The sequence below is a fragment of the Nocardia sp. NPDC050413 genome, assembly GCF_040655475.1.
Lineage (GTDB): Bacteria > Actinomycetota > Actinomycetes > Mycobacteriales > Mycobacteriaceae > Nocardia > Nocardia coubleae.
In genome coordinates this window covers 1-20675 of the sequence record NZ_JBFAJZ010000006.1, presented here as the reverse complement: position 1 = coordinate 20675, position 20675 = coordinate 1, and the positions used below count along the sequence as shown (strand labels likewise).

Here is a 20675-nt window from a genome sequence, read left to right as displayed (position 1 = left end):
CGATCACCGTGTTCACAGGTGTCTCCTCCGCACGTCACCGTGCGATCCCCGCCCTCGCGCTGCTCACCGCCGTCGTCACCGGTTGCGGTGGGCCCGCGCCGACCACCAGCACGGCGGAAGACGGCTTCCCCCTGACCGTTTCGAGTTGTGGGCGTGATGTCACGTTCACCGCGCCACCACAGCGGGTCGTCACCGTCGGCTCCATCGCCGCGCCGACGATCGCCGCCGCCGGCGCCGCCGACCGCATCGTCACCCGTACCTTCGAAGCCGCCGCCTTCCCCGGCCAGTACGGTGAGGCCCTGAAAGGCATCGAGATCACCGCGCCGACAGCCGAACTCGCTCGCGAGGAGATCATCGCCCGCTCCCCCGACCTCGTGGTGAGCGTCGAGGGACTGTCGGTGACGCCCGACGACCTGGCCCAGGTGAACATCCCGCTGATCGTCACCCGTGGTTACTGCCGCGACGCGGCGGGCACCTTCGAGGACGTCTTCGCCGACATCGCGCTCTACGGCAAGCTCTTCGGCACCGCGGAGGCCGCCGACGCCGAAGTCGCCACGCTGCGGCAGCGCGTGCGGACGGTCACTGAAAAGCACAGCGGCACAACGACTCCTCGACGTGCGGCCGCGCTGATCCTGTCGCGCGACGGGGCCCAGCTCAAGGCCTACGGCTCCCAGAGCACCGTCCACGAACAGATGCGCATCCTCGGCCTGTCCAACATCTACGGCGACATCGCCAAACGCAATTTCGAAGCCAACACCGAAACGCTCATCGCACAGGACCCCGAGGTGATCATCCTGCTCACCCAGGGCGACCAGACCCCCGAATCGGTGCGAACCACCCTGCGCCAGCGCCCCGAACTGGCCGGGCTGCGCGCCATCCGCGACAACCGGATCATCGTCGCACCCTTCGGCTACACCGGTCCGGGACCGGTCGCCGTCGAGGGTCTGGAAGTGCTCGACCGCGAACTGGCCGGCCTGCGATGACCGCGACCACCACCGACTATCTCGTCCGCCCGGCCGGTCCCGCCGACCTGACCGGCGCACGCAGCGTCATGCTCGACACCTTCTACCAGGTGTTCGGCATCGGCTACCTGCCCGAACACCACCACGACGTGATCGACCTCGACGCCACGTACCTGCGTCACCCGCGCAATCGCCTGTGGGTGGCCGAGCACGAGGGAGTCGTCGTCGGCACCACCGCGATCCGCGCGAAGGGACCTGCGCACCCACCCCATCCGGCCGAGCTGGCACGCCGCTATCCCGACGACACCACCGCTCAGCTGTTCCGGGTCTACGTCCGGCCCGAACACCACCGGCGCGGGCTGGCCACCCGGCTCGTCACCGCTGCCGTCGAAACTGTCCGGGCCACAACGGAATTCGACCGGCTGTACCTGCACACCGACGCGCGGACTCCGGGCGCCTTGGAGTTCTGGCTCACCTTCGGCCACATCGTGCACGACGCGCGCGGTCCGCACGACGGATTCCAGACGGTGCACCTCGAGATCCCCCTCGACCGGCCGAATCGAGAACTGGCGCGGTGACGGCACACACGGCACTATCGAACTCGTGGAACAGCAGCGAAACCGCCCGCGTTCGGGTGCCGTGTCGTGACCGTGCTCGCACCGGGAGAGAACCGGCCCGCGCCGGGCGATGAGCTGACCGTCACCGTGGCCTGTTCGGCCCCGGTCGACGTGTCGGCCCTGTTGCTCGACACCGCGGGCAAGGTGCGCTCCGACGCCGACTTCGTCTTCTTCAACCAGCCGACCGGGCCGGGCGTGGTGTACCGGCACGGCAACGGCGGACCCGACATCGTGCAGGTGAAGACCTCCGCGCTGCCCGCCGATGTGGACAAGGTGGTGGTCACGGCAAGTCTCGACGGGCGCGGGCCCGCCACCTTCGCCGCCGTCGGCAACCTCACCGCCACTATCCAGTCCGGGCCGACCGCCCTGACGTTCCCCGTCTCCGGGCTCACCACCGAGAGCGGTGTGGTGTGCGTGGAGATCTACCGGCGCGGCGGGGCGTGGAAGGTGCGCGCCATCGGCCAGGGATACGACGACGGGCTCGCCGGCATCGCGTCGGCGTACGGGGTGAACCTCGACGACGAACCCGAACCAGCTCCGCACCAAGGCAATACGGCGTTCCCCGCACACCCGCCACAGGGTGCACCGCAGCATCCCGGCGCCCCGACGCCTCCCGGGCAACCCCCGGCGGGCGGGGGCCACCCCATTCCTGGTCACGGCCTTCCCGGGCAGTTCGCACCTCCCGGACCACCTGGCGCGTACCCACCACCTGGGCAGGCCCCGGCCCCCGGACAAGGCGCCTACGCCCCTGCCCCCGGACATGCAACAACCCCCTACCCGCCGCCCGGGCAGTTCCCCCAGCCTGGTCAACCGGGTTCCCCACCACCCGCTCACCCTGGTGCGCAACCTTCGTACGCCTCTCAGCAAGGAGTCCCGCCCGTGCACAGCGACCTGTTCGACCCCTCGCATGCCGAGGTCAACGGCCTCGGCATCCAGAAGCAGGGCGGCAAGATGGTCAAGGTCGGGTTGAACGGGGAGGTGATGGCGCGGTCCGGCTCGATGGTGGCCTACCAGGGTGACCTGAAATTCGAAGCGCTCGGCTCCGGCGGCATCGGCCGCGCGATCCGGCAGCACCTCACCGGCGAAGGTGTGCCCCTGATGAAGGTGAGCGGGCGCGGCGACCTGTTCCTGGCCAACAGCGCCGCCGACGTGCACATCATCGACCTCGACGGCTCCGACGGTCTCACCATCAACGGCGCCAACGTCCTCGCCTTCGACTCCACCCTGCGCTACGACATCGGCCGGGTACAGGGCGCGGCCGGAATCGCCTCCAACGCCGGCCTTTTCAACTGCGTCTTCACCGGCCGCGGTCGTATCGCCATCACCACCCACGGCACCCCGGTCGTCCTCACTGTCGACCAGGCCACCTACGCCGACCCCAACGCCGCCGTGGCCTGGTCCTCCAGCCTGCAGACCGGCATCAAACGCAACGACTCCTTCGGCCTCGGCCGCCTCATCGGCCGCAGCACCGGCGAAGCGAGCACCCTGTCCTTCTCCGGCCGCGGCTTCGTCATCGTCCAGCCCTCCGAACTCCCACCCGGCGGCCTCCTCGGTGGCACCGGCGGCGGTCAGCAAGCAGGCACCGGCGGCAGCCTCTTCGGCTGACACACACGAAACCGCCCTGGTTCGCTCGGAACCAGGGCGGTTTTGCGCGTATGGAAGGAGTGGTTACGACCCCGCGCGCTCCTTGCGGGCCTGCCGCCGGGCCTCGCGCATCTCGTTGAGTTCCTGTTCCAGGCTCTCGGCGATGCGGAACTGGCCGGTGTCGTAGATGCTGGTCGGTTCGATGGCCTCGTAGCCGAAGTTGGCTTCGGCGAAGGCCTTTTCGACGCGGGCCTCGATGTCGGAGATCGTGCTCTTGCGGGCGGCGGGGACCGAATCGGTGGTCTTCACCTGCTCGACCGGCTTGGGCGTTTCCTTCACCGGCTCGGCCGCGGCGACGACCGTCTTCTTCGCTGTGGCCTTGTCACCCGAGGACGGCTTGCCGATGCCGAACCGCTTGCGCTTCTCGGCCGGCCTGCCGTTGGAGACCGGCTCGGACGGGGTCCAGGCGGGTTCGCGGGTGATCGGGGCGGTCACCGACGGCGCGGGCGGTGCCGACTCGATGCGGGTGCTTCCGGTCATCGGCGGGGTGTAGGTGAGGCGCACGCCGTCGACGGCCTGCCGGTTGAGGATGCTCTCGGCGGGGTCGGGCAGGTCCCTGACCTGGCTGGTCGCCCGGGTGATCGCCAGGCCGTACCTGGCACTCACCGCGTCGTGGATGAGCAGCGCGACACCGATCATCACGGGCGCGACGGCGTGTACGGCGGCGTCGTACCAGCGGCCGTCACGCACATAGGGGTAGGTGTTGAGCGTGACGGTGAGCGAGAGCAATGCCATCTCGGCCAGCGCCACCTGGCGCCGGTTGTCGATGACGCCCCATTCGGCCACCTTGTTGGTACCGACCATGATGATGATCAGACACACGCTGATCATGGCCTCGAGCAGGTAACTGAACCAGAACAGCGGGTCCGTCGGCCCGCCGGGCGCGATGTTCTGCTGCACGTTCACCGCCGACCACAGCATGCCCGCGGCGACCACGCCCGCCAGCGCCTTCAGTGACCAGGACCGGTGCCGATACAGCGAGGCGAGTTTGGCGTGCGGGCTCGATTCGCGCCGCTGGGCGGCCATCGCCTTCCTGGCGAGCAGCAGATCTCGCATGTCGGCCTTCTCGATAGCTTCGGTGGTCTGCCTTGCACGGTCCGAGGCCTGCGCCATCGCCTGGGTGTGTTTCCAGCGCTGTTCGCGATCCTGTTCACGGATGCGTTCGGCGAGTTCACGTTCGGCGCGCAGTTCGTCCTCGGACAGGGCGTCGGTGAGCGCCGGGTCGAACTGGTAGGCGAGTCGTCCGCGCGCCCGTTCGACGCGCTGGGCGAGCTGGCTGACGTCGTCCTCGAGGGGCGATTCGCTGGTCATGCCAGACCACCGCCCCGGGATCGCGATGGCAGACAGGTGAGCACACGTGTGAACGGCACACGCCATTCTTAGTGCATTCACCCTCCGGCGCGAAACCGATGCTCCCACACCACTGCCCAAACGCGGCGCGCCGCGAGCGACACGCGCATTTCACACCTGCGGCCGAAACAGCCCACTTTTCACTTCACTGCGGCTCAAATGTTGTCGAACACCGTTCGCCACCCCGATCGAAGCCGCTATTGTCACTCCGCCAATATTGGTACACACTGTATCCGTAACCACCGGTCACGCCTGAGGCCGGTGCTGTGCCGAGCCGTAATAAGGAGACTCGATGGCCGCCAATCGGTCCAGCTGGATGAACGAGGATCTGGACGCCCTGCGCGACCTCGCCCGCGCCTTCATGGCCAAGGAACTCGTCCCGAATATCGACAAGTACCGCGAGCAGCACCATGTGGATCGCGACCTGTGGAACAAAGCGGGCGAAGTCGGTCTGCTCTGTCTGTCGATCCCGGAGGAGTACGGCGGCGGTGGCGGCACCTTCGCCCACGAGGCGGTGCTGATGGAGGAGCAGGCGCGCGCCGTCGACACCTCCTGGGGCGTGAGCCTGCACAACGGCATCGTCGCCCACTACCTGCTCGCCTACGGCACCGAGGAGCAGAAGAAGCAGTGGCTGCCCAAGATGGCCTCCGGTGAGGTCGTCGGCGCCATCGCCATGACCGAGCCCGGCACCGGCTCCGACCTGCAGGCCGTGAAGGCCAAGGCGATCCGCGACGGCGACGAGTACGTCATCAACGGCTCCAAGACCTTCATCACCAACGGCGCCCAGGCCGACCTCATCATCGTGGTCGCCAAGACCGACCCCACCCAGGGCGCCGCGGGTGTCTCGCTGGTGCTGGTCGAGGCCGACCGCGAGGGCTTCCGTCGCGGCCGCGTGCTCGACAAGATCGGCCAGAAGGGCCAGGACACCTCCGAGCTGTTCTTCGAGGACGTGCGCGTGCCGGTGAGCAACCTGCTCGGCACCCAGGAGGGCCAGGGCTTCGTCCAGCTGATGCAGCAGCTGCCCCAGGAGCGCCTGATCGTGGCCCACGGTGCGGTCGCGGGCATGGAGGTCGCGCTCGAGCACACGCTGCGCTACACGAAGGAGCGCGAGGCGTTCGGCCGCCCGGTGTTCGGTTTCCAGAACACCAAGTTCAAGCTGGCCGAGGTGGCCACCGAGGCCCGCATCGCGCGCGTGTTCATCGACGACTGCATCGAGAAGCACCTGCGCGGCGAGCTCGACATCCCCACCGTCGCGATGGCCAAGTGGTGGTGCACCGACAAGGCGATGCAGATCGCCGACACCTGCCTGCAGCTGTTCGGTGGCTACGGCTACATGAACGAGTACCCGATCGCGCGCATGTGGGTGGACAACCGCGTGCAGCTGATCTACGCGGGCACCAACGAGATCATGAAGGAGATCATCGCGCGCAGCCTGTAGGCCGCGGGCGGAATCGTCCGACCTATCCGTATCCGCGACCGGGACGAATGTTCTTCGGAAAGCGGTACGAACTCCGGCGAGGACGGTGCGGCGAAACGTGGACAGGGAACCGGGACTGCCTGCCCGCGCCGACATGATGCGTGCCGTGTGCGGGGTCACCGGGTCCGCTGACCCCGTGCTCGCGGCCGCGCACGAACTGGCGGCCCTGCACGAACGCCGCGAACAGCTGGTGCCCGGCGACACCAGCGATATCGATTGGGAGCGCGCCCGGTTGGTCTGCGAGATCGACCGCTGGGTGCTGCTCCGCTCGCCGAAACCACCGACCACGGCGCCGATGCACACCGAGAGCATCGGCGCCGTCGTCGATCGCATGGCCCATTTCGCCGCGCTCACCTACCGGGCGCTGGCCTGCGGCGCCGAGGCCGAGTTGCGTGCCGCCCAGCAGCGCTTGCACGAATTGGCCTGCGGCTACGACGATCTCGTCGCCGAGGTGGCCAACGGCACGCGCCGCCTGCCCGACGGCTCCGACGACGCCCCCGGCAGCGGCCGCGACCAGGCCGACCAGCATCGGCCGGGCACCGAATAGCCTTCTTCAATACATTCGCAGCGCGACCAACCGCCAGGTGTCCTTGCCCGATTCGATCCGTCCGGCGATGGCGAGGGTGCGGTCGCCCCGCTGATACAGGGCGAACACCTCGGCTGCTCCCGGTTCGGCCGAGGTCTGCCGGACACGCGTGAGATTGGCGGCGCCCAATCCCTTTCCGGGAACCAGATCCTGGGTGAGCATGGTGGCGACCGCCGACACCACCAGCGGATCGGCGAAGGGTCGCAGATGCGTGACCGACCGCCGCCGGTCGAGGACTTCGAGCACCCACCGCAGTACCTGTTCGGCGAATCGCATTGTCTCCGTGGGCGCTTCGACCACCGGCGGCTGCGCCACACACGCACCGCGTACCGCGCGCCTGATCCCGGCGGGCGTCCCGTGCCCGGACCGCCGCGTGCGCGCCCGGGTAACCCGGTGCGGCACAACCTCTTCCGATCGCCCGCCGTGCTCCAAGCGCGGCTCACAGTGCGGTGCGGGCAACAACGACGTTCCATCCATCGACCCAGACATGGGCTGTCCCCTCGAGTCCCGCCCACACACTCCCCAGTGCTGGCGCACAGCATGCCACGACCCTCCGACAAGTGTGCGCGGAATCGACGCGGACAGGCTGGTCAGAACAGTGTCATCGGTTCCTCGGTACCGCCCGCGGGTTGCGGTGGGAGTTCGGGAACCACCGCGGCGACCTCGGCGTGGAACCGGCGGGCCAGGTCACGGGCGGCCGCATTGTCGGGCGTGTGCACGAAGACCGTCGGCGACCGGCCTTCCCGCAACCACTGCGCCACCGTCGCCACCCAGGGCTTCCACCCGGCCACCGTGCGCTCCTCGTCGGAACGGCCGTGATAGCGCACGATCGGGTACTCGGTGAGCGCTCGGGTACGCCTGGGCACGCGAGGCTTCTTCGCCCGCGCCTCCACCTCGGCCGCGTCGGCCGACGGCCCGTCGAACAGCACCGTCGTGTCGAAGGGCACCCATTCGGCGCCGATTCGCCCGAGCACTCGTTCCAGCTGCACGGCGGCGTGGTCGTCGGTGAAGAAGGCAGGGTGCCGCACCTCGACGGCGCAGCGCAGACCCGAGGGCAGCTCACGCTGGAACCGGGCGAGCGCGCCGAGATCACCGGGACCGAACGAGGCGGGCATCTGCAGCCACAGCGCGTGCACCCGGGAACCGAGTGGCGCCATCACGTCGAGGAAGGCGGCGAGTTCGGCGCGCGAATCGACGAGCCTTCGTTCGTGGGTGATCGCCCTCGGCGGTTTGAGGACGAACCGGAAGTCCGGCGCGGTCTGACGCGCCCACGATTGCACCGTCGAGGCCGAGGGGGTCGCGTAGAAGGTCGTATTGCCCTCCACGGCGCCGCAGTGCGCGGCGTAGGAACGCAGCTTCTCGGCCGACGCGGGCCACTGCGGATGAGTCCACATCGCACACCCCACCCGCAGCTCACGCACTACCCGACCGTATTACAGCGAGCGCCCGTCCCTAAAATGAGACCGGTTGCCACCATTTCGCCCGTGCGCGTTTCCCCGGTGCGCGCACGACAGAAAGGGCCTGTGATGGCGATTCTCACCAGCGAGCGGCCCCGTGCTGTCCCGGCGACCCGCGCCTGGCAGGCGGTCTCGGCCGCCGTGGTGGCGATCGCCTGGGGCGGCAACGAGTTCACCCCGTTGCTGGTGATGTACAAGGGGCACGGACTGGCCGCCACGGCCGTCGATCTGCTGCTTTTCTACTACGTGCTCGGCATCGTGCCCGCCCTGCTCATCGGCGGTCCGCTGTCGGACCGATTCGGCAGGCGCCCGCTCATGCTGCCCGCCCCGCTCATCGCCGCGGCCGGTTCGCTGTTGCTGGCGGCGGGGGCGTCGTCGGTGCCGATGCTCGCGGCCGGGCGGATGCTGTGCGGTGTCGCGCTCGGGCTGGCGATGGCCGTCGGCGGCAGCTGGCTCAAGGAATTGTCCGGGCCGGGCGTCGGCGCCCGGCGCTCGGCGATGAGCCTGACCGCCGGTTTCGCCCTCGGCGCGGGTGTGGCGGGCGTGCTCGCGCAGTGGGGCCCGCTGCCCGATTCCACCGCGTATCTGGTCAATGTGGCGCTGTGTGTCCTGGCCACGGCCTGGCTGGTGAGAGCGCCGGAAACCGTGCGCCGACAGACACATCCGGCCCGGCTGCTCGACGATCTGAAGATCCCCGCCGCAGGTCACCGCCGCTTCCTGCGGGTCGCGGTGCCGGTGGCCCTGTGGTTGTTCACCGCCAACGCCACCGCCTACGCCGTGCTGCCCACGCTCATGCTCGGGCAGGTCGGCGAGGCCCCGATCGCGTTCTCCGCCCTGGTCACCATGGTCACGCTCGGCTGCGGTTTCACCATCCAGTCGGTCGCGCGCCGCATCGACCGGCCGGGTACCGCCCGCGCCGCGGTGCTCGCGCTCGTGCTGCTCACCGCCGGCATGCTGCTCGCGGCGTGGACCGCGTCGACCCTCACCATCGGCGCGACGCTGCTCACCGCCGTCGTCCTCGGCAGCGGTTACGGCATCGGCCTGGTCGCGGGACTACAGCAGATCGAGCGGATCGCCGGCCCCGGCGACCTGGCCGGGCTGAACGCGGTGTTCTATTCGGTGAGCTACCTCGGTTTCGGTGTGCCCGCGATCCTGTCGGCGCTGCACGGCAGCTTCGGGTTCGGTTATCCCGCCATGTATCTGGTGACCGCGGTGATCGCCGCGGCCTGCCTCGCGCTGGTCGCGGCCAACTATCGTGAACGGGTATGAGCACCGACCCGGTCGAAACCCTGCGCCGCTGGGCGGATTCGGGCGCGATCTGGCGGGTGCTCACCCGCCGCGCCGACAGCGTCACCATCGGTTTGTTCGAATGCACCGGCGGCCAGGAGGTCGACCGATTCACCTCGACCGACCCCGCGCTGCTGCGGTTCCTCGGCGAACGGACGAGCAGCGATAGCTGACCGATACTCTCCGCCGGGCTAGGCTGGGTTCGTTATCGCTTCACACCCGTCGGCCGTCCCTCGGCCGGATCGTCAAGTGAGGAGAGATCATGTCGGCACCTGCCAAGGGACTGGCCGCGGGAACCTGGGTCATCGACCCCGCCCACTCCAGCCTCGAATTCTCGGTTCGTCACCTCATGGTGAGCAAGGTGCGCGGCCGGTTCACCGACTTCTCCGGCACCCTCGTCGTCCACGACGACGGCACCGCCGACACCGAAGCCGAGATCCAGGTCGCCTCGCTCACCACCGACAACCCCCAGCGTGACGCCCACCTGGCCACCGCCGACTTCTTCGACGCCGCCAACTATCCCACGGCCACCTTCAAGGCCACCGGATTCAAGGCCCTGAGCACCGAATTCAGCGTCACCGGCGATTTCACCGTGCGTGGTACCACCCACCCGGTCACCCTCGACGTCGAGTTCCTCGGCACCGGCCCCGGCATGGCCGACGCGCCGGTCGCCGGTTTCACCGCGACCGCCACCGTGAACCGGCGCGACTTCGGCCTCACCATCGACATGCCGATGGCCGACGGCGGCGCGGTGATCGGCGACAAGATCAACCTGTCCCTCGACATCGAGGTCGGCCTGCAGAGCTGAGCGGAACCGGACCGAGGGAGGGGCAGATGATCCGACAACGTTGTGCGGCCGCGCTGGCCGCCGTGCTCGTGCTGCTGCTGGTCGCGGCCTGCGGCGGCTCGACCACCGACTCCGGGTCCTCGACCAAGGCCCCACCCGAGGCCGTCGTCTCGGTGTCGCCCGAGTCGGGCGCCACCGAAATCGACCCGCTGGCCCCGGTCCGGGTCAGTACCAGCGAAGGCACGCTCACCTCCGTCACGATGACCAATGAGCAGGGCAACGAGGTCGAGGGCGTCTTCACTCCCGACCGCACCGCCTGGAAGCCGACCGAGCCCCTCGGCTACGGCCGCACCTACACGATCACCGCCGCGACCGACCGCGGCACCGAGCCGACCACCTCGACGTTCACCACGCTGGCCCCCAACAACCAGACCAAGGTGTATTTCCGCACCACGGGCGGCACGGCCCTCTCACCACAGGGCACCTTCGGCGTCGGCACGGTTGTCGTCGCCCACTTCGACGAGAACGTGCCGGATCGCGCCACCGCCGAACGGCACCTGTCGGTCACCACCGACCCGCCCGTCACCGGCTCCTGGTACTGGCTCGACGACCGCAACGCCCACTGGCGCCCGCAGAACTACTACGAGCCGGGTACCCGCGTGACGCTCGCCGCCGATATCTACGGCAAGGACCTCGGCGGCGGCCTCTACGGCCAGGAGGACACCAAGACCAGCTTCACCATCGGCCCGTCCCACGTGTCGATCGTCGACGACACCACCAAACAGGTCCAGGTATACGAGAACGGCGCGCTGGTGCGCACCATGCCGACCTCGATGGGTCGCGGCGGCAGCGAACAAGTGGCAGGCAAAACCATCTCCTTCTGGACCCAGCCCGGGATCTACACGGTCATGGACAAGGCCAACCCGGTGGTGATGGACTCCTCCACCTACGGCCTGCCCGTGAACTCGCGCCTCGGCTACAAGGAGACCATCGGCTGGGCGACCAGGATCAGCACCGACGGCATCTACCTACATCAACTCGACGACACCATCTGGGCGCAGGGCAACACCAACGTCTCGCACGGCTGCCTCAATCTCAGCGGGGAGAACGCGCGCTGGTTCTACGAATTCTCCCAGCCCGGTGATGTGGTGGAGATCCGCAATACCGGCGGCGCACCGCTCGAAGTGTGGCAGAACGGTGACTGGAGCGTGCCCTGGGACCAGTGGCTGGCGGGTAGTGCCCTGAGGTGAACCGGATCGATGAACCACCGGCGCCCTGGCCGCGCCGGCAGCCGCCCAGGCGTATCGGCGCCCCACCCGTCCCACGCTCGACCGGGCATGCCCGGTTGCGTCGCATCGGCTCGATCGTCACCAGGATGTTCGTCGCCGCCGTCGCGCTCGCGGTGCTGGCGGGCACCGGCCTCGCCTGGTCGGCGAAGAACGGTTTCGATGCCGGTTTCCTGCACTCCGACGCGCTGGGCGACGACGCGCCGCGCTCGCTCGACGGCGCGGTCAACATCCTGCTGATCGGCCTGGACACCCGCAAAGACCTCGACGGCAAGGACCTGCCGAAAGCGATCCTCGATCAGCTGCACGCCGGTGACGGCAGCGAAGGCGGCTACAACGCCAATTCACTGATCCTGCTGCACATTCCGGCCGATATGAGCAAGATCGTCGCCTTCTCCATCCCCCGCGACAACTATGTGGCGGTCACCGGCATCCCCGGCTACTCGCGCATCAAGATCAAAGAGGCGTACGGCCTGAAAAAGGCGGTGGTGCAGGCGAAGTTGATGGAGCAGGGCGTCGACGACCCGGTGGAACTCGAGCGCCGCAGCCGGGAGGCGGGCCGTGAATCCATCGTCACCACGGTGCGCAACCTGGTCGGGGTGCCGATCGACCGGTTCGCCGAGATCTCGCTCGCCGGGTTCTACGACCTGGCCGACGCGGTGGGCGGCGTCGATGTGTGCCTGACCAATGCCGTCGACGACAGCGAGTTCTCCGGCGCGGTGTTCCCGGCGGGCCGTCAGCATCTCGACGCGGCCCAGGCTCTCGCGTTCGTGCGTCAGCGCCACGGTCTGCCCAACGGCGACCTCGACCGCACGCACCGCCAGCAGGCCTTCCTCACCTCGGTTGCCAAGTCGCTCAAGGACTCCGGCACGCTCACCGATCTGAGCAAGCTGTCCGCCCTGATGGATGCCGCGCACCGCGACATCGTCCTGTCGCAGGGCTGGGACCTGTTCGAATTCGTCCGCGATCTCGGTGCGGCGGGCAGCATCCCGGTCGAGTTCCGCACCCTGCCGGTGCTGCGCTACGACGTGATCGACGGTCAGGACGTCAATATCGTCGACCCGGCGGCCATCAAACGCGAGGTACGTGCGGCTTTCGGTCAGCAGGCCCCGACAACCACTGTGACGGCGGCGAATCCCGATGCCGTGGTGGACGTGCACAATGTCGGCTCCACGACCGGGCAGGCTGCCCTGGTGTCGAAGATGCTGACCGCGCGCGGCTACGGCGAGGGCGAGGTCGGCGGCGGTGACGGCAACGACGAGCCCTATTCGGCGGTCACCTACGGCCCCGGTGCCATCCATGACGCCCGTGCTGTCGCCGAGATCCTCGGTGGGCTACCGGTTTCCGCGTCACCCTGGGTAGAGGACGGCCACGTGCGCGTCATCCTCGGCGCCGACTTCACTCCCCCGGCCGAACTGAGCCCGACCACCACCACCCGCCCCGTCACCACGACAACCAGCGTCGCCGGACAGCCCCTGCCGGACGCCGGGAAACCACTCACCACCAATATCGGCGACACGATCCCCTGCGTGAACTGAGCCGCTCCACGGCCGACGACAAACGGCTCGGCCACCGGTTTCCCGGCGGCCGAGCCGTTTTCGATGACCTCAGTCGACCGGAGCGTCCGGATAGTCCTGCTGCCGGTAACCCCCACGCAGCGTCCCGTCGAGGTAGGCCGCCCGGCACGCGCGCCGGGCGATCTTGCCGCTCGAGGTCCGCGGAATCGAACCGGCAGGCACCAGCAGCACGTCACGCACCGTCACGCCGTGCCTGCGCGAGATCGCCGCACGCACCGTGTCGATGATCGGCTGCGGATCGAGTTTCGCCGCCCCCGAACCCCTTTCGGCCACCACGACGAGCTGTTCGGCGATGTCGTCGGCATCGGCCACCCGCACCGGCGCGGGCAGTTCTCCCGCTGGAACCGAGAACGCCGCGATGAACCCCGGCCGCAGGGCGTTGCTCGCTTCCTGTGCCGAGTATTCGAGGTCCTGCGGGTAGTGATTGCGTCCGTCGACGATGACGAGGTCCTTCACCCGGCCGGTGATGAACAGTTCCCCGTCGTAGTAGGCACCGAAGTCGCCGGTGCGCATCCACGTCGCGTCCTCGGGCGCGCCCTCGGCCCGGCTGCCGGTCGGATTGCGGGTCACCCGGTTGTGGAAGGTCTGCGCGGTCTCCTCCGGCCGCCCCCAGTACCCGATGCCCATATTGTCGCCGTGCAACCAGATCTCGCCGACCTCGCCGTCACGCCGCTCGATACCCGTCTCCGGATCGACGATCACGGCCCACTGCGACCTGGCGACATACCCGCACGACACCTGCGCCACCGCCTGCGCGGCGTGCTCGTCGACCTCCACCATGCGCCCGGCATTGAGTTTGCCCCGGTCCACATAGACCACCCGCGCCTCGTCCTCGCGGCGGGTCGCCGACACGAACAGCGTCGCCTCGGCCATCCCGTAGCAGGGTTTGATCGCGGTCTTGGACAGCCCGAACGGCGCGAACGCCTCGTTGAACTTGCGCATCGAGGCCACCGACACCGGTTCGCTGCCGTTGATGAGCCCGATCACGTTCGACAGGTCGAGCGTCTCGTCGCCCTTGGGCAACCCGCGCACCGCGGCGTGCTCGAACGCGAAGTTCGGTGCGGCCGAGTAGATCTCGGCCCCGTCGGCCTGCGCGGCGAGTTCCTTGATCCAGCGCGAGGGCCTGCGGACGAACGCGCTCGGCGACATGATGGTGATGAACTTGCCGCCGATGGTCGGCAGGATCACCGTGAGCAGACCCATGTCGTGGAACAGCGGCAGCCAGGTGACACCGCGCGCGTTCTCGGTGATGCCGATGGCGTCGATCATCTGGAGCAGATTGGTGCCGACCGAGCGGTGCGTGATCTCCACACCGGCGGGTACCCGGGTGGATCCGGAGGTGTACTGCAGGTAGGCCACACTGTCGATCGAGATGTCGGGCCTGCGCCAGCGCGATCCCACCGCGTCGGGAATCGCCTCCACCGCGATGATTCTCGGCCTGCGCGTGTTCGGCTGTTCGCGGAAGAAGTTGCGTACCCCCGCCGCCGAACCGGTGACGGTGAGCACCGCGGCCGGTTCGCAGTCACCGAGCACCGCGTGCAACCGATCGCTGTGCCCCTGCTCCTCCGGATCGAACAGCGGCACCGCGACATTGCCCGCGTACACCGCCGCGAACAGCGCCACCACGTAGTCGAGCCCCTGCGGCGCCAGGACCGCAACGCGGTCGCCCGGCTCGGTGACCTGCTGCAGGCGCGCCGCCACCGCCCGCAACCGCACCCCGAACTCACGCCAGGTGAGCTCCTGGTACTCGCCGTCGCGTTCGCGCGAGTAATCGATGAACCGGTAGGCCAGCTCGTCGCCGTTGGCTTCGCTGTGCTTGTCGACGAAATCGATGAGCGTCTGGTTACCGGGAATGCGGATGGCGCCGTGCTCGTCGAGGTAGTCGTCGAGTGTCTCGCCGATCATCAGAACCGCCCGAAGGCCAGGGCCACGTTGTGCCCGCCGAAGCCGAACGAGTTGTTCACCGCGTAATCGATGCGGCCCGGCCGCGCCTGACCCGAGACCACGTCGAGGTCGATCGCGGGGTCCTGGTTCTCCAGGTTCAGCGTGGGCGGGACGATGCTGTCGCGCACGCTGAGCACGGTGATCACCGATTCCAGCGCACCCACCGCACCGATCGAATGCCCGAGCGCCGACTTCGGCGCGTACACCGAGGCATGCGACCCGATGGCCTTGCCGATCGCGTTGGCCTCGGCGGTGTCGCCGATGGGGGTGGCGGTGGCGTGGGCGTTGATGTGGGTGACGTCGGTGCGGCTGATGCCGCCGGTCTGCATGGCCCGCGTCATCGCCCGGGCCGCACCGGTGCCGTCGGGGTCGGGCGCGACCAGGTGGAAGCCGTCGGAGGTGACTCCCGCACCGAGCAGGCGCGCGTGGATCGTCGCCCCGCGCGCCTTGGCATGGGCCTCGGTCTCGATCACCATCATCGCCCCGGCCTCGCCGAAGACGAATCCGTCGCGGTCGACGTCGAACGGGCGCGACGCGCCCTTGGGGTCGTGATTGCGGGTGCTCATGGCACGCATCTGGGTGAATGCCGCGATCGGCACCGCCTGGATGCAGCCTTCCACCCCGCCGGTCACCACCATGTCGGCATCGCCCATCACGATCATCCGCCACGCGTTGGCGATGGCCTCCGAACCCGACGAACACGCCGAAACGGGCGTGGAAACGCCTGCGCGCGCACCCAATTCGACGCCGACACACGCGGCGGCGCCGTTGGGCATCATGGCCGCGACGGTCTGCGGCGACACCTTCCGGTAGCCGCCGTTGGACAGCTTGTCCCGCGCGTACAGCAGGGATTCGGCGCCGCCGAGCCCGGTACCGATGGAGACGCCGAGCCGATCCAGGTCGACCTCGGGGCTGCCCGCGTTGCGCCAGACCTCACGGCCGAGCACCACGGCCATCTGCTCGACGTAGGACAACCGGCGCGCCTCCTCGCGGGTGAGCGAGGCCGCCGGCGACACCTTCAGGTGACCACCGATCCGCACCGGAAGGTCGAAGTCGTCGATGAAGGAGTCCTCCAGGACGTCGATCCCGCTCTCGCCGTTGAGCAGACCTTTCCAGGTCGAGTCGACGTCGCCCGCGATCGACGTGGTCGCCGCAAGGCTCGTGACCACGATGTCCGTCATAATTCTTCGCTCACTCTCTCTAGCTATGCCACGACTGAACGGGAACCGCTGATGGAGCTGAACTGGTGAAGCGTAGAGAATGGCACCGCGTTTCGCCAGGTGCCTTGTGCCGGGTCTATTCTCGGCGACGACCGGCAACATTACCGACTCTTGCTTTTCCCTGCAGCGAAAGGGCACGAGCGTGGCCAGGAACCTCACCCAGCTGGAACTGCTGATCGAATTGGAAGATGTTGCGGCGAGCAATGTCGATCGTCATCTATCGATGGCCAAGGACTGGCATCCGCACGACTACGTGCCGTGGGAGCAGGGCCGCAATTTCGCATCGATGGGCGGAATCGATTGGGCGCCCGAGCAATCCGCCCTGAACGAGGTCGCCAAGGCGGCGATGATCACGAATCTGCTCACCGAGGACAACCTGCCCTCCTATCACCGCGAGATCGCCGAGAACTTCTCCCAGGACGGCGCCTGGGGCACCTGGGTCGGTCGGTGGACCGCCGAGGAGAACCGGCACGGCATCGTGATGCGTGACTATTTGGTCGTGACGCGCGGCGTCGACCCGGTCGCGCTCGAGAACGCACGGATGATCCACATGACCAACGGCTACTCGGCCATGTCGGTGGTCGACGAGAAGGCAGGCGCCTTCGATGTGCGCGACACCTCCGGCGCCGGTTTCCTGTACTCCGTGGCGTATGTGACGTTCCAGGAACTGGCCACCCGGGTGAGCCACCGCAACACCGGCCGTGCCTGCGACGATCCGATCGCCGACCGCATGCTCGCGCGCATCGCCGCCGACGAGAACCTGCACATGATCTTCTACCGCAACCTGTGCGCGGCCGCCCTCGACCTGGCACCCGACCAGACCATGGAGGCGATCGCGACCATCGTGGCCGGTTTCCAGATGCCAGGCGCGGGCATGCCCGGGTGGCGCCGCAACGGTGTGCTGATGGCCAAGCACGGCATCTACGATCTGCGCCAGCACCTCGAGGAAGTCCTGCTGCCGGTGCTGCGCAAATGGAATATCTTCGAGCGCACCGATTTCGGTCCGCGGGGCGAGAAAGCGCGCGACGATCTGGCTGCCTTCCTCGACCGGTTGCGCCAGGACGTGGTGCGCTTCGAGGAACAGCGCGATCGTTCACTCGCGCGCGCGAAGCAACGTCAGCTGGTCTGATCGAGCGCGGGCGGCGACCGGTGCACCTGTGGCCGGATCGCCGCTCGCGCATGGTGTTTGTTCCGGTACATCGCGGCGTCGGCGGCCTGGAGCAGTTCGTCGGCGGCGGCCGGTGGCTGTTCGAAGAAGGCGGTGCCGATGCTCACGCCCACGGCGAGCATGTGCCCGTCCACCTCGAGCGGCGCCGACAACGCCGCCATGAGCTCGTCGGCCAGCTCGGTCAATGCCTGTTCACCCGAACACTTTTCGACGAGCACGAGGAATTCGTCGCCACCGATACGCGCGGGCAGCGCCGAGCGGGGGCCGAGGGTGTCGCGAAGGCGGTCGCCCACCACCCGCAGCACCCGGTCACCGATGGTGTGGCCCCACAGGTCGTTGATCTCCTTGAAGCCGTCGAGATCCAGATAGCACACGCCGACCGGTGGTTCGGCGCCCGCGAGCCGGCTGAACAGGTGCGACCGGTTCGGCAGGCCGGTCAGCGCGTCGTGGTTGGCGTCGTGCCACAGCCGGTCGGCCAGCTGCTTGCGCTCGGTGACGTCGACCGCGACACCGACCAGGAACCGGATCGCGCCCTCGCCGTCACGAACCGCCGACATCGACAGATCGATCGAGGTGACCCGGCCGTCGTCGCGAATGTGTTCGGTCTCGGTCCGGAAGCTCTCCGACTCGCCCGCGACCATCCGCTGCAGTTCGACGAAGGCATCGTTGAGGTTCGCCGGGCCGAGGATGTCGGCGACGGTGCGTCCGACCATCGACTCGGGGGTCTGTCCGAGCATTTCGGCCAGCGTCAGGTTGCAGTTCACCACGCTGCCGGTCATGTCGACGGTGCCGATGCCGACCAGCGCACCGTCGAAAACGGCCTCGAAACGGGCCTCCGACAGGGCGCGCCGGTCCTCTGCCTCCTGCGCGGCCGAGAGCACCGCGGCCAGCGTCTGTTCCTGTTCGGCCAGTGCCGCCGCCCGCAGTGCGGCGGTGAAACCGGCCGCGAAGTCACCCGCCAAAGCGACTGCGCGGCTACGGATTTCGGGCAGCGCCGGGTCGTCGAAACCGGCGGCGGCGTGCTCGACGAGGTCGGTGCACAGCACCGGAACCGTACGGCTCACCGCGGCCGGATCGCGGTAGTTCACCGCGACCAGCATGCGCGCCGCCTGCCGGGCGACGTCGGGGTCTTCACCACCGCGCGCGGCATCGATGAGACCCGTGCACAGGGCGGCGAGCATGTCCTCGATCTGGGAGCGGGTGAGGGTGGGAGCGACCACACCGTCGAGCGCGTCAGCCCACCGCTGCGCCAGCTCCCATGACCCCACCGTTCATCCGCCCCTGTCGTCGTCTCTCGCACCGCCGTGACGACGGGCTCAGCCCTTGCGCGCGACCCCACCGAGACCGAGCGAACGCCCGGGCTTCTCGTGCTGATCTCGCTCCGACTCAGGTCGCCACGCCGGCAGTTCCACCACGCCCGGCGACTCCAGATCCCAACCATCGAACATGGCGACGATCGCGTCCTTGGGCCGGAAATGGATACCGACCCGGTTCTCGTTCGCCGCGTTGGCGCTCAGTTTACCCGCGTCCTCCGGCCGCAATTCCGAGGTCAGGTGGGAGATGGCGACGAGACTGCCCGGCGCGAGCACCTCGCGTAGCGCGCTCACCTTCCCCGCCGGGTCGTCGTCGTCGGACACCAGATGCAGCACCGCGATCAGGAGCAGTCCGACCGGCTCCGCGAAGTCGATCAGTCCGGTCTCCCGGACGGCGGCCAGCAGGTCGTCGGTCTTGCGCAGGTCGGCCTCGATCGCGCCCGCCCGCTCGTTCCCGTGCAGGATCGTGCGCGAATGCATGACGGCCACCGGGTCGATGTCGACATAGAGCACGCGGGCCTGCGGGTCGAGTTCGTGCACGATCTCGTGCACATTGCCCGCGGTGGGGATACCGGAACCGATGTCGAGGAACTGGCGGATGCCCGCGTCGAGCATGAAGCGGACCGCACGCCGCAGGAACGCCCGGTTGCTCAGCGCCAGGCGCGGCAGATCCGGCACCAACTTGGTGCCCATTTCGGCAGCCATCCGGTCGACCGCGAAATTGTGCGAGCCACCGAGTAGTGCGTCGTACATCCGAGCCGGGCTCGGTTGCTGCATATCGACACCGTCCGGTGCCCAGGCAGGCCTGTCCATCGCCGATCAACCCCTGTCTTTCCGTGCCGCGCCCCGGCGGCATTCGATGATCGTAAACTCCGGCACCGACATAGGCGATGTTCGGTTCACTTGTCCGCACCGTACGGCTGCGCCCACAGCGGCGCCACGTCCGGCGTCATCGTCGCGACGACCGGCACCCCGGCTGCCAGAAAGTTCTCCAGCGCCCGGCGCATATGGTCGGCCGAGGTGATGAGCACCGCCTTGTGCGCGCCGAGTGCCGCCATGAGCTGCGCCGAGAATTTCGCGTTCTGCACGGTGGAACCGGCCTCGGTTTCGGCGTGCAGCCGGTGCCTGGCCACTCCGCGCACATGCAGCCAGTCGGCCATCACCTGCGCCTCGGTGACCCCGTTGCGCGGATTGCCACCGGTGACGATCACCGGCGAGGCGGGTGACATGTACGCCTGAACAAGCGCGGCGTGCAGCCGGTTGCTCAACTCGGCACGCATGGTGCCGTCGGGTTGCAGGCCGTAGCCGAGTACGACGATCGCCGTCTCGGGGCCGTAGGTCTCGGGTAGGTCGATTCCCGCCACTCCCGCAAGGGAATTCGCGGCGCCGAGCATGTCGGCGGTGACCCGGTCGGTGATGCCCGCGAGCGGGTCGGGTTTCGGTTCGGCGGCTACCGGTGCGGCGGTGAGGACCGCCCCGATGAGGGCGGCGGGAAGCACGAGCGCGGCAGCGCCGCGACGGAGAACTTGATGAGCGAGCCGGTCCATGCGACAACCTCCAGAGCGACGTCGCATCATGGTGACGGACAAGCGCTCCCGCCGCTGCCGAATCCGAAACATTCGCTGGTCGGTTCTGTTTCGTGCCCGGAACTACCCTGGAAACGACGAAAGCCCCCTGACCGTAGTCAGAGGGCTTTCGTGAATGATTGTCCGGCGGTGTCCTACTCTCCCACACCCTGTCGAGTGCAGTACCATCGGCGCAGGTGGCCTTAGCTTCCGGGTTCGGAATGGGACCGGGCGTTTCCCCACCGCTATAACCGCCGTAACACTATGAAACTATCCACAGAGAGCCACAACCACTCACCCGCCTAAACGGAATGAACAGTTATTGTCTCGGTGATCTGTGTGTTGTTTCAGATACCGCACAGTGGACGCGTAACACCTTCGATAGTAAGCCCTCGGCCTATTAGTACCGGTCACCTCCACACGTTACCGTGCTTC

Annotated in this window: 19 protein-coding genes and 1 rRNA gene; 11 read left to right on the top strand and 9 right to left on the bottom strand. The window is 68.3% G+C overall.

Translation table 11 applies throughout. The features are described from left to right. The first annotated feature begins 8 nt into the window (after positions 1-8). From AB0I19_RS16500 to AB0I19_RS16490, 3 genes are all read left to right on the top strand, one after another. Positions 9-983 carry an ABC transporter substrate-binding protein gene (locus tag AB0I19_RS16500; RefSeq protein ID WP_357149454.1) on the top strand — a complete coding sequence of 325 codons (975 nt, stop codon included), beginning with the start codon at positions 9-11 and terminating at the stop codon, positions 981-983. After that, positions 980-1540 (top strand): GNAT family N-acetyltransferase, encoded by a 561-nt coding sequence (locus tag AB0I19_RS16495; RefSeq protein ID WP_357149451.1) that lies wholly within the window; start codon positions 980-982, stop codon positions 1538-1540. The genes AB0I19_RS16500 and AB0I19_RS16495 overlap by 4 nt, the downstream gene beginning before the upstream one ends. A 66-nt stretch (positions 1541-1606) precedes the next feature. Further along, positions 1607-3184 (top strand): AIM24 family protein, encoded by a 1578-nt coding sequence (locus AB0I19_RS16490; RefSeq protein ID WP_357149448.1) that lies wholly within the window; start codon positions 1607-1609, stop codon positions 3182-3184. Between the two features lie 63 nt (positions 3185-3247). On the opposite strand, the gene AB0I19_RS16485 is transcribed toward AB0I19_RS16490, so the two are convergent. Next, on the bottom strand, positions 3248-4534 hold the full coding sequence (locus AB0I19_RS16485) for a hypothetical protein (RefSeq protein ID WP_225280870.1): 1287 nt from the start codon (positions 4532-4534) through the stop codon (positions 3248-3250). Between the two features lie 331 nt (positions 4535-4865). On the opposite strand from AB0I19_RS16485, the gene AB0I19_RS16480 reads away from it, so the two are divergent. Together AB0I19_RS16480 and AB0I19_RS16475 are read left to right on the top strand one after the other, a co-directional pair. Then, positions 4866-6011, top strand: coding sequence for an acyl-CoA dehydrogenase family protein (locus AB0I19_RS16480; RefSeq protein WP_357149446.1), 1146 nt, complete (start codon positions 4866-4868; stop codon positions 6009-6011). A 97-nt stretch (positions 6012-6108) separates the two neighbouring features. After that, positions 6109-6597 carry a DUF4254 domain-containing protein gene (locus tag AB0I19_RS16475; RefSeq protein ID WP_357149444.1) on the top strand — a complete coding sequence of 163 codons (489 nt, stop codon included), beginning with the start codon at positions 6109-6111 and terminating at the stop codon, positions 6595-6597. Positions 6598-6603: 6 nt separating this feature from the next. Here the strand turns inward: AB0I19_RS16475 and AB0I19_RS16470 are convergent, their stop codons facing one another. Together AB0I19_RS16470 and AB0I19_RS16465 are read right to left on the bottom strand one after the other, a co-directional pair. Then, entirely contained in the window at positions 6604-6912 is a 309-nt protein-coding gene (locus AB0I19_RS16470) for an Rv3235 family protein (protein ID WP_357149441.1), read from the bottom strand. Between the two features lie 314 nt (positions 6913-7226). Further along, entirely contained in the window at positions 7227-8057 is an 831-nt protein-coding gene (locus AB0I19_RS16465; RefSeq protein WP_357149438.1) for a DUF72 domain-containing protein, read from the bottom strand. A 105-nt stretch (positions 8058-8162) separates the two neighbouring features. Between AB0I19_RS16465 and AB0I19_RS16460 the strand changes: the two genes are divergently transcribed. The 5 genes from AB0I19_RS16460 (at position 8163) to AB0I19_RS16440 (ending at position 12991) form a co-directional block, all read left to right on the top strand. After that, positions 8163-9362 carry an MFS transporter gene (locus AB0I19_RS16460; protein WP_357149435.1) on the top strand — a complete coding sequence of 400 codons (1200 nt, stop codon included), beginning with the start codon at positions 8163-8165 and terminating at the stop codon, positions 9360-9362. Then, positions 9359-9553 carry a hypothetical protein gene (locus AB0I19_RS16455; RefSeq protein WP_181700085.1) on the top strand — a complete coding sequence of 65 codons (195 nt, stop codon included), beginning with the start codon at positions 9359-9361 and terminating at the stop codon, positions 9551-9553. The genes AB0I19_RS16460 and AB0I19_RS16455 overlap by 4 nt, the downstream gene beginning before the upstream one ends. 89 nt (positions 9554-9642) lie before the next feature. Next, positions 9643-10188, top strand: coding sequence for a YceI family protein (locus AB0I19_RS16450; protein WP_357149432.1), 546 nt, complete (start codon positions 9643-9645; stop codon positions 10186-10188). A gap of 26 nt (positions 10189-10214) precedes the next feature. After that, positions 10215-11417, top strand: coding sequence for an Ig-like domain-containing protein (locus AB0I19_RS16445; RefSeq protein ID WP_357149429.1), 1203 nt, complete (start codon positions 10215-10217; stop codon positions 11415-11417). Continuing rightward, the gene (locus AB0I19_RS16440) at positions 11414-12991 is read left to right on the top strand and encodes an LCP family protein (protein WP_357149426.1); all 1578 of its coding nucleotides are present in this window, start codon (positions 11414-11416) and stop codon (positions 12989-12991) included. The genes AB0I19_RS16445 and AB0I19_RS16440 overlap by 4 nt, the downstream gene beginning before the upstream one ends. A gap of 69 nt (positions 12992-13060) precedes the next feature. On the opposite strand, the gene fadD32 is transcribed toward AB0I19_RS16440, so the two are convergent. Next, a complete protein-coding gene (gene fadD32, locus AB0I19_RS16435; RefSeq protein ID WP_357149423.1) occupies positions 13061-14935 on the bottom strand; it encodes a long-chain-fatty-acid--AMP ligase FadD32 in 1875 nt (624 codons plus the stop codon). Next, positions 14935-16155, bottom strand: coding sequence for a KasA/KasB family beta-ketoacyl-ACP synthase (locus tag AB0I19_RS16430; RefSeq protein ID WP_357149421.1), 1221 nt, complete (start codon positions 16153-16155; stop codon positions 14935-14937). Before AB0I19_RS16430 ends, fadD32 begins: the two co-directional genes overlap by 1 nt. A 181-nt stretch (positions 16156-16336) precedes the next feature. Between AB0I19_RS16430 and AB0I19_RS16425 the strand changes: the two genes are divergently transcribed. Next, on the top strand, positions 16337-17323 hold the full coding sequence (locus tag AB0I19_RS16425; RefSeq protein ID WP_357149418.1) for an acyl-ACP desaturase: 987 nt from the start codon (positions 16337-16339) through the stop codon (positions 17321-17323). Here AB0I19_RS16425 and AB0I19_RS16420 read toward each other — a convergent pair. The 4 genes from AB0I19_RS16420 to rrf all read right to left on the bottom strand — a co-directional run bounded on the left by AB0I19_RS16420 (position 17311) and on the right by rrf (position 20499). Then, on the bottom strand, positions 17311-18630 hold the full coding sequence (locus AB0I19_RS16420) for a sensor domain-containing diguanylate cyclase (protein WP_067642721.1): 1320 nt from the start codon (positions 18628-18630) through the stop codon (positions 17311-17313). The two genes, AB0I19_RS16425 and AB0I19_RS16420, sit on opposite strands and share 13 nt — an antisense overlap. Before the next feature lie 48 nt (positions 18631-18678). Then, positions 18679-19488, bottom strand: a complete 810-nt coding sequence (locus AB0I19_RS16415; protein ID WP_357149415.1) for an SAM-dependent methyltransferase — start codon at positions 19486-19488, stop codon at positions 18679-18681. Positions 19489-19574: 86 nt separating this feature from the next. Further along, entirely contained in the window at positions 19575-20222 is a 648-nt protein-coding gene (locus AB0I19_RS16410; RefSeq protein ID WP_067642724.1) for a YdcF family protein, read from the bottom strand. Between the two features lie 160 nt (positions 20223-20382). After that, positions 20383-20499: ribosomal RNA gene (gene rrf, locus AB0I19_RS16405) — 5S ribosomal RNA — on the bottom strand. Positions 20500-20675 lie beyond the last annotated feature (176 nt).

What these genes read in the sequence shown, in the direction of transcription:
- AB0I19_RS16460 (WP_357149435.1), top strand. Translation starts at nt 8,163, where the DNA reads ATGGCGATTCTCACCAGCGAGCGGCCCCGTGCTGTCCCGGCGACCCGC.
- AB0I19_RS16455 (WP_181700085.1), top strand. Translation starts at nt 9,359, where the DNA reads ATGAGCACCGACCCGGTCGAAACCCTGCGCCGCTGGGCGGATTCGGGC.
- AB0I19_RS16480 (WP_357149446.1), top strand. Translation starts at nt 4,866, where the DNA reads ATGGCCGCCAATCGGTCCAGCTGGATGAACGAGGATCTGGACGCCCTG.
- AB0I19_RS16430 (WP_357149421.1), bottom strand. Translation starts at nt 16,155, where the DNA reads ATGACGGACATCGTGGTCACGAGCCTTGCGGCGACCACGTCGATCGCG.
- AB0I19_RS16495 (WP_357149451.1), top strand. Translation starts at nt 980, where the DNA reads ATGACCGCGACCACCACCGACTATCTCGTCCGCCCGGCCGGTCCCGCC.
- AB0I19_RS16415 (WP_357149415.1), bottom strand. Translation starts at nt 19,488, where the DNA reads ATGGACAGGCCTGCCTGGGCACCGGACGGTGTCGATATGCAGCAACCG.
- AB0I19_RS16485 (WP_225280870.1), bottom strand. Translation starts at nt 4,534, where the DNA reads ATGACCAGCGAATCGCCCCTCGAGGACGACGTCAGCCAGCTCGCCCAG.
- AB0I19_RS16445 (WP_357149429.1), top strand. Translation starts at nt 10,215, where the DNA reads ATGATCCGACAACGTTGTGCGGCCGCGCTGGCCGCCGTGCTCGTGCTG.
- fadD32 (WP_357149423.1), bottom strand. Translation starts at nt 14,935, where the DNA reads ATGATCGGCGAGACACTCGACGACTACCTCGACGAGCACGGCGCCATC.
- AB0I19_RS16470 (WP_357149441.1), bottom strand. Translation starts at nt 6,912, where the DNA reads ATGCGATTCGCCGAACAGGTACTGCGGTGGGTGCTCGAAGTCCTCGAC.
- AB0I19_RS16450 (WP_357149432.1), top strand. Translation starts at nt 9,643, where the DNA reads ATGTCGGCACCTGCCAAGGGACTGGCCGCGGGAACCTGGGTCATCGAC.
- AB0I19_RS16410 (WP_067642724.1), bottom strand. Translation starts at nt 20,222, where the DNA reads ATGGACCGGCTCGCTCATCAAGTTCTCCGTCGCGGCGCTGCCGCGCTC.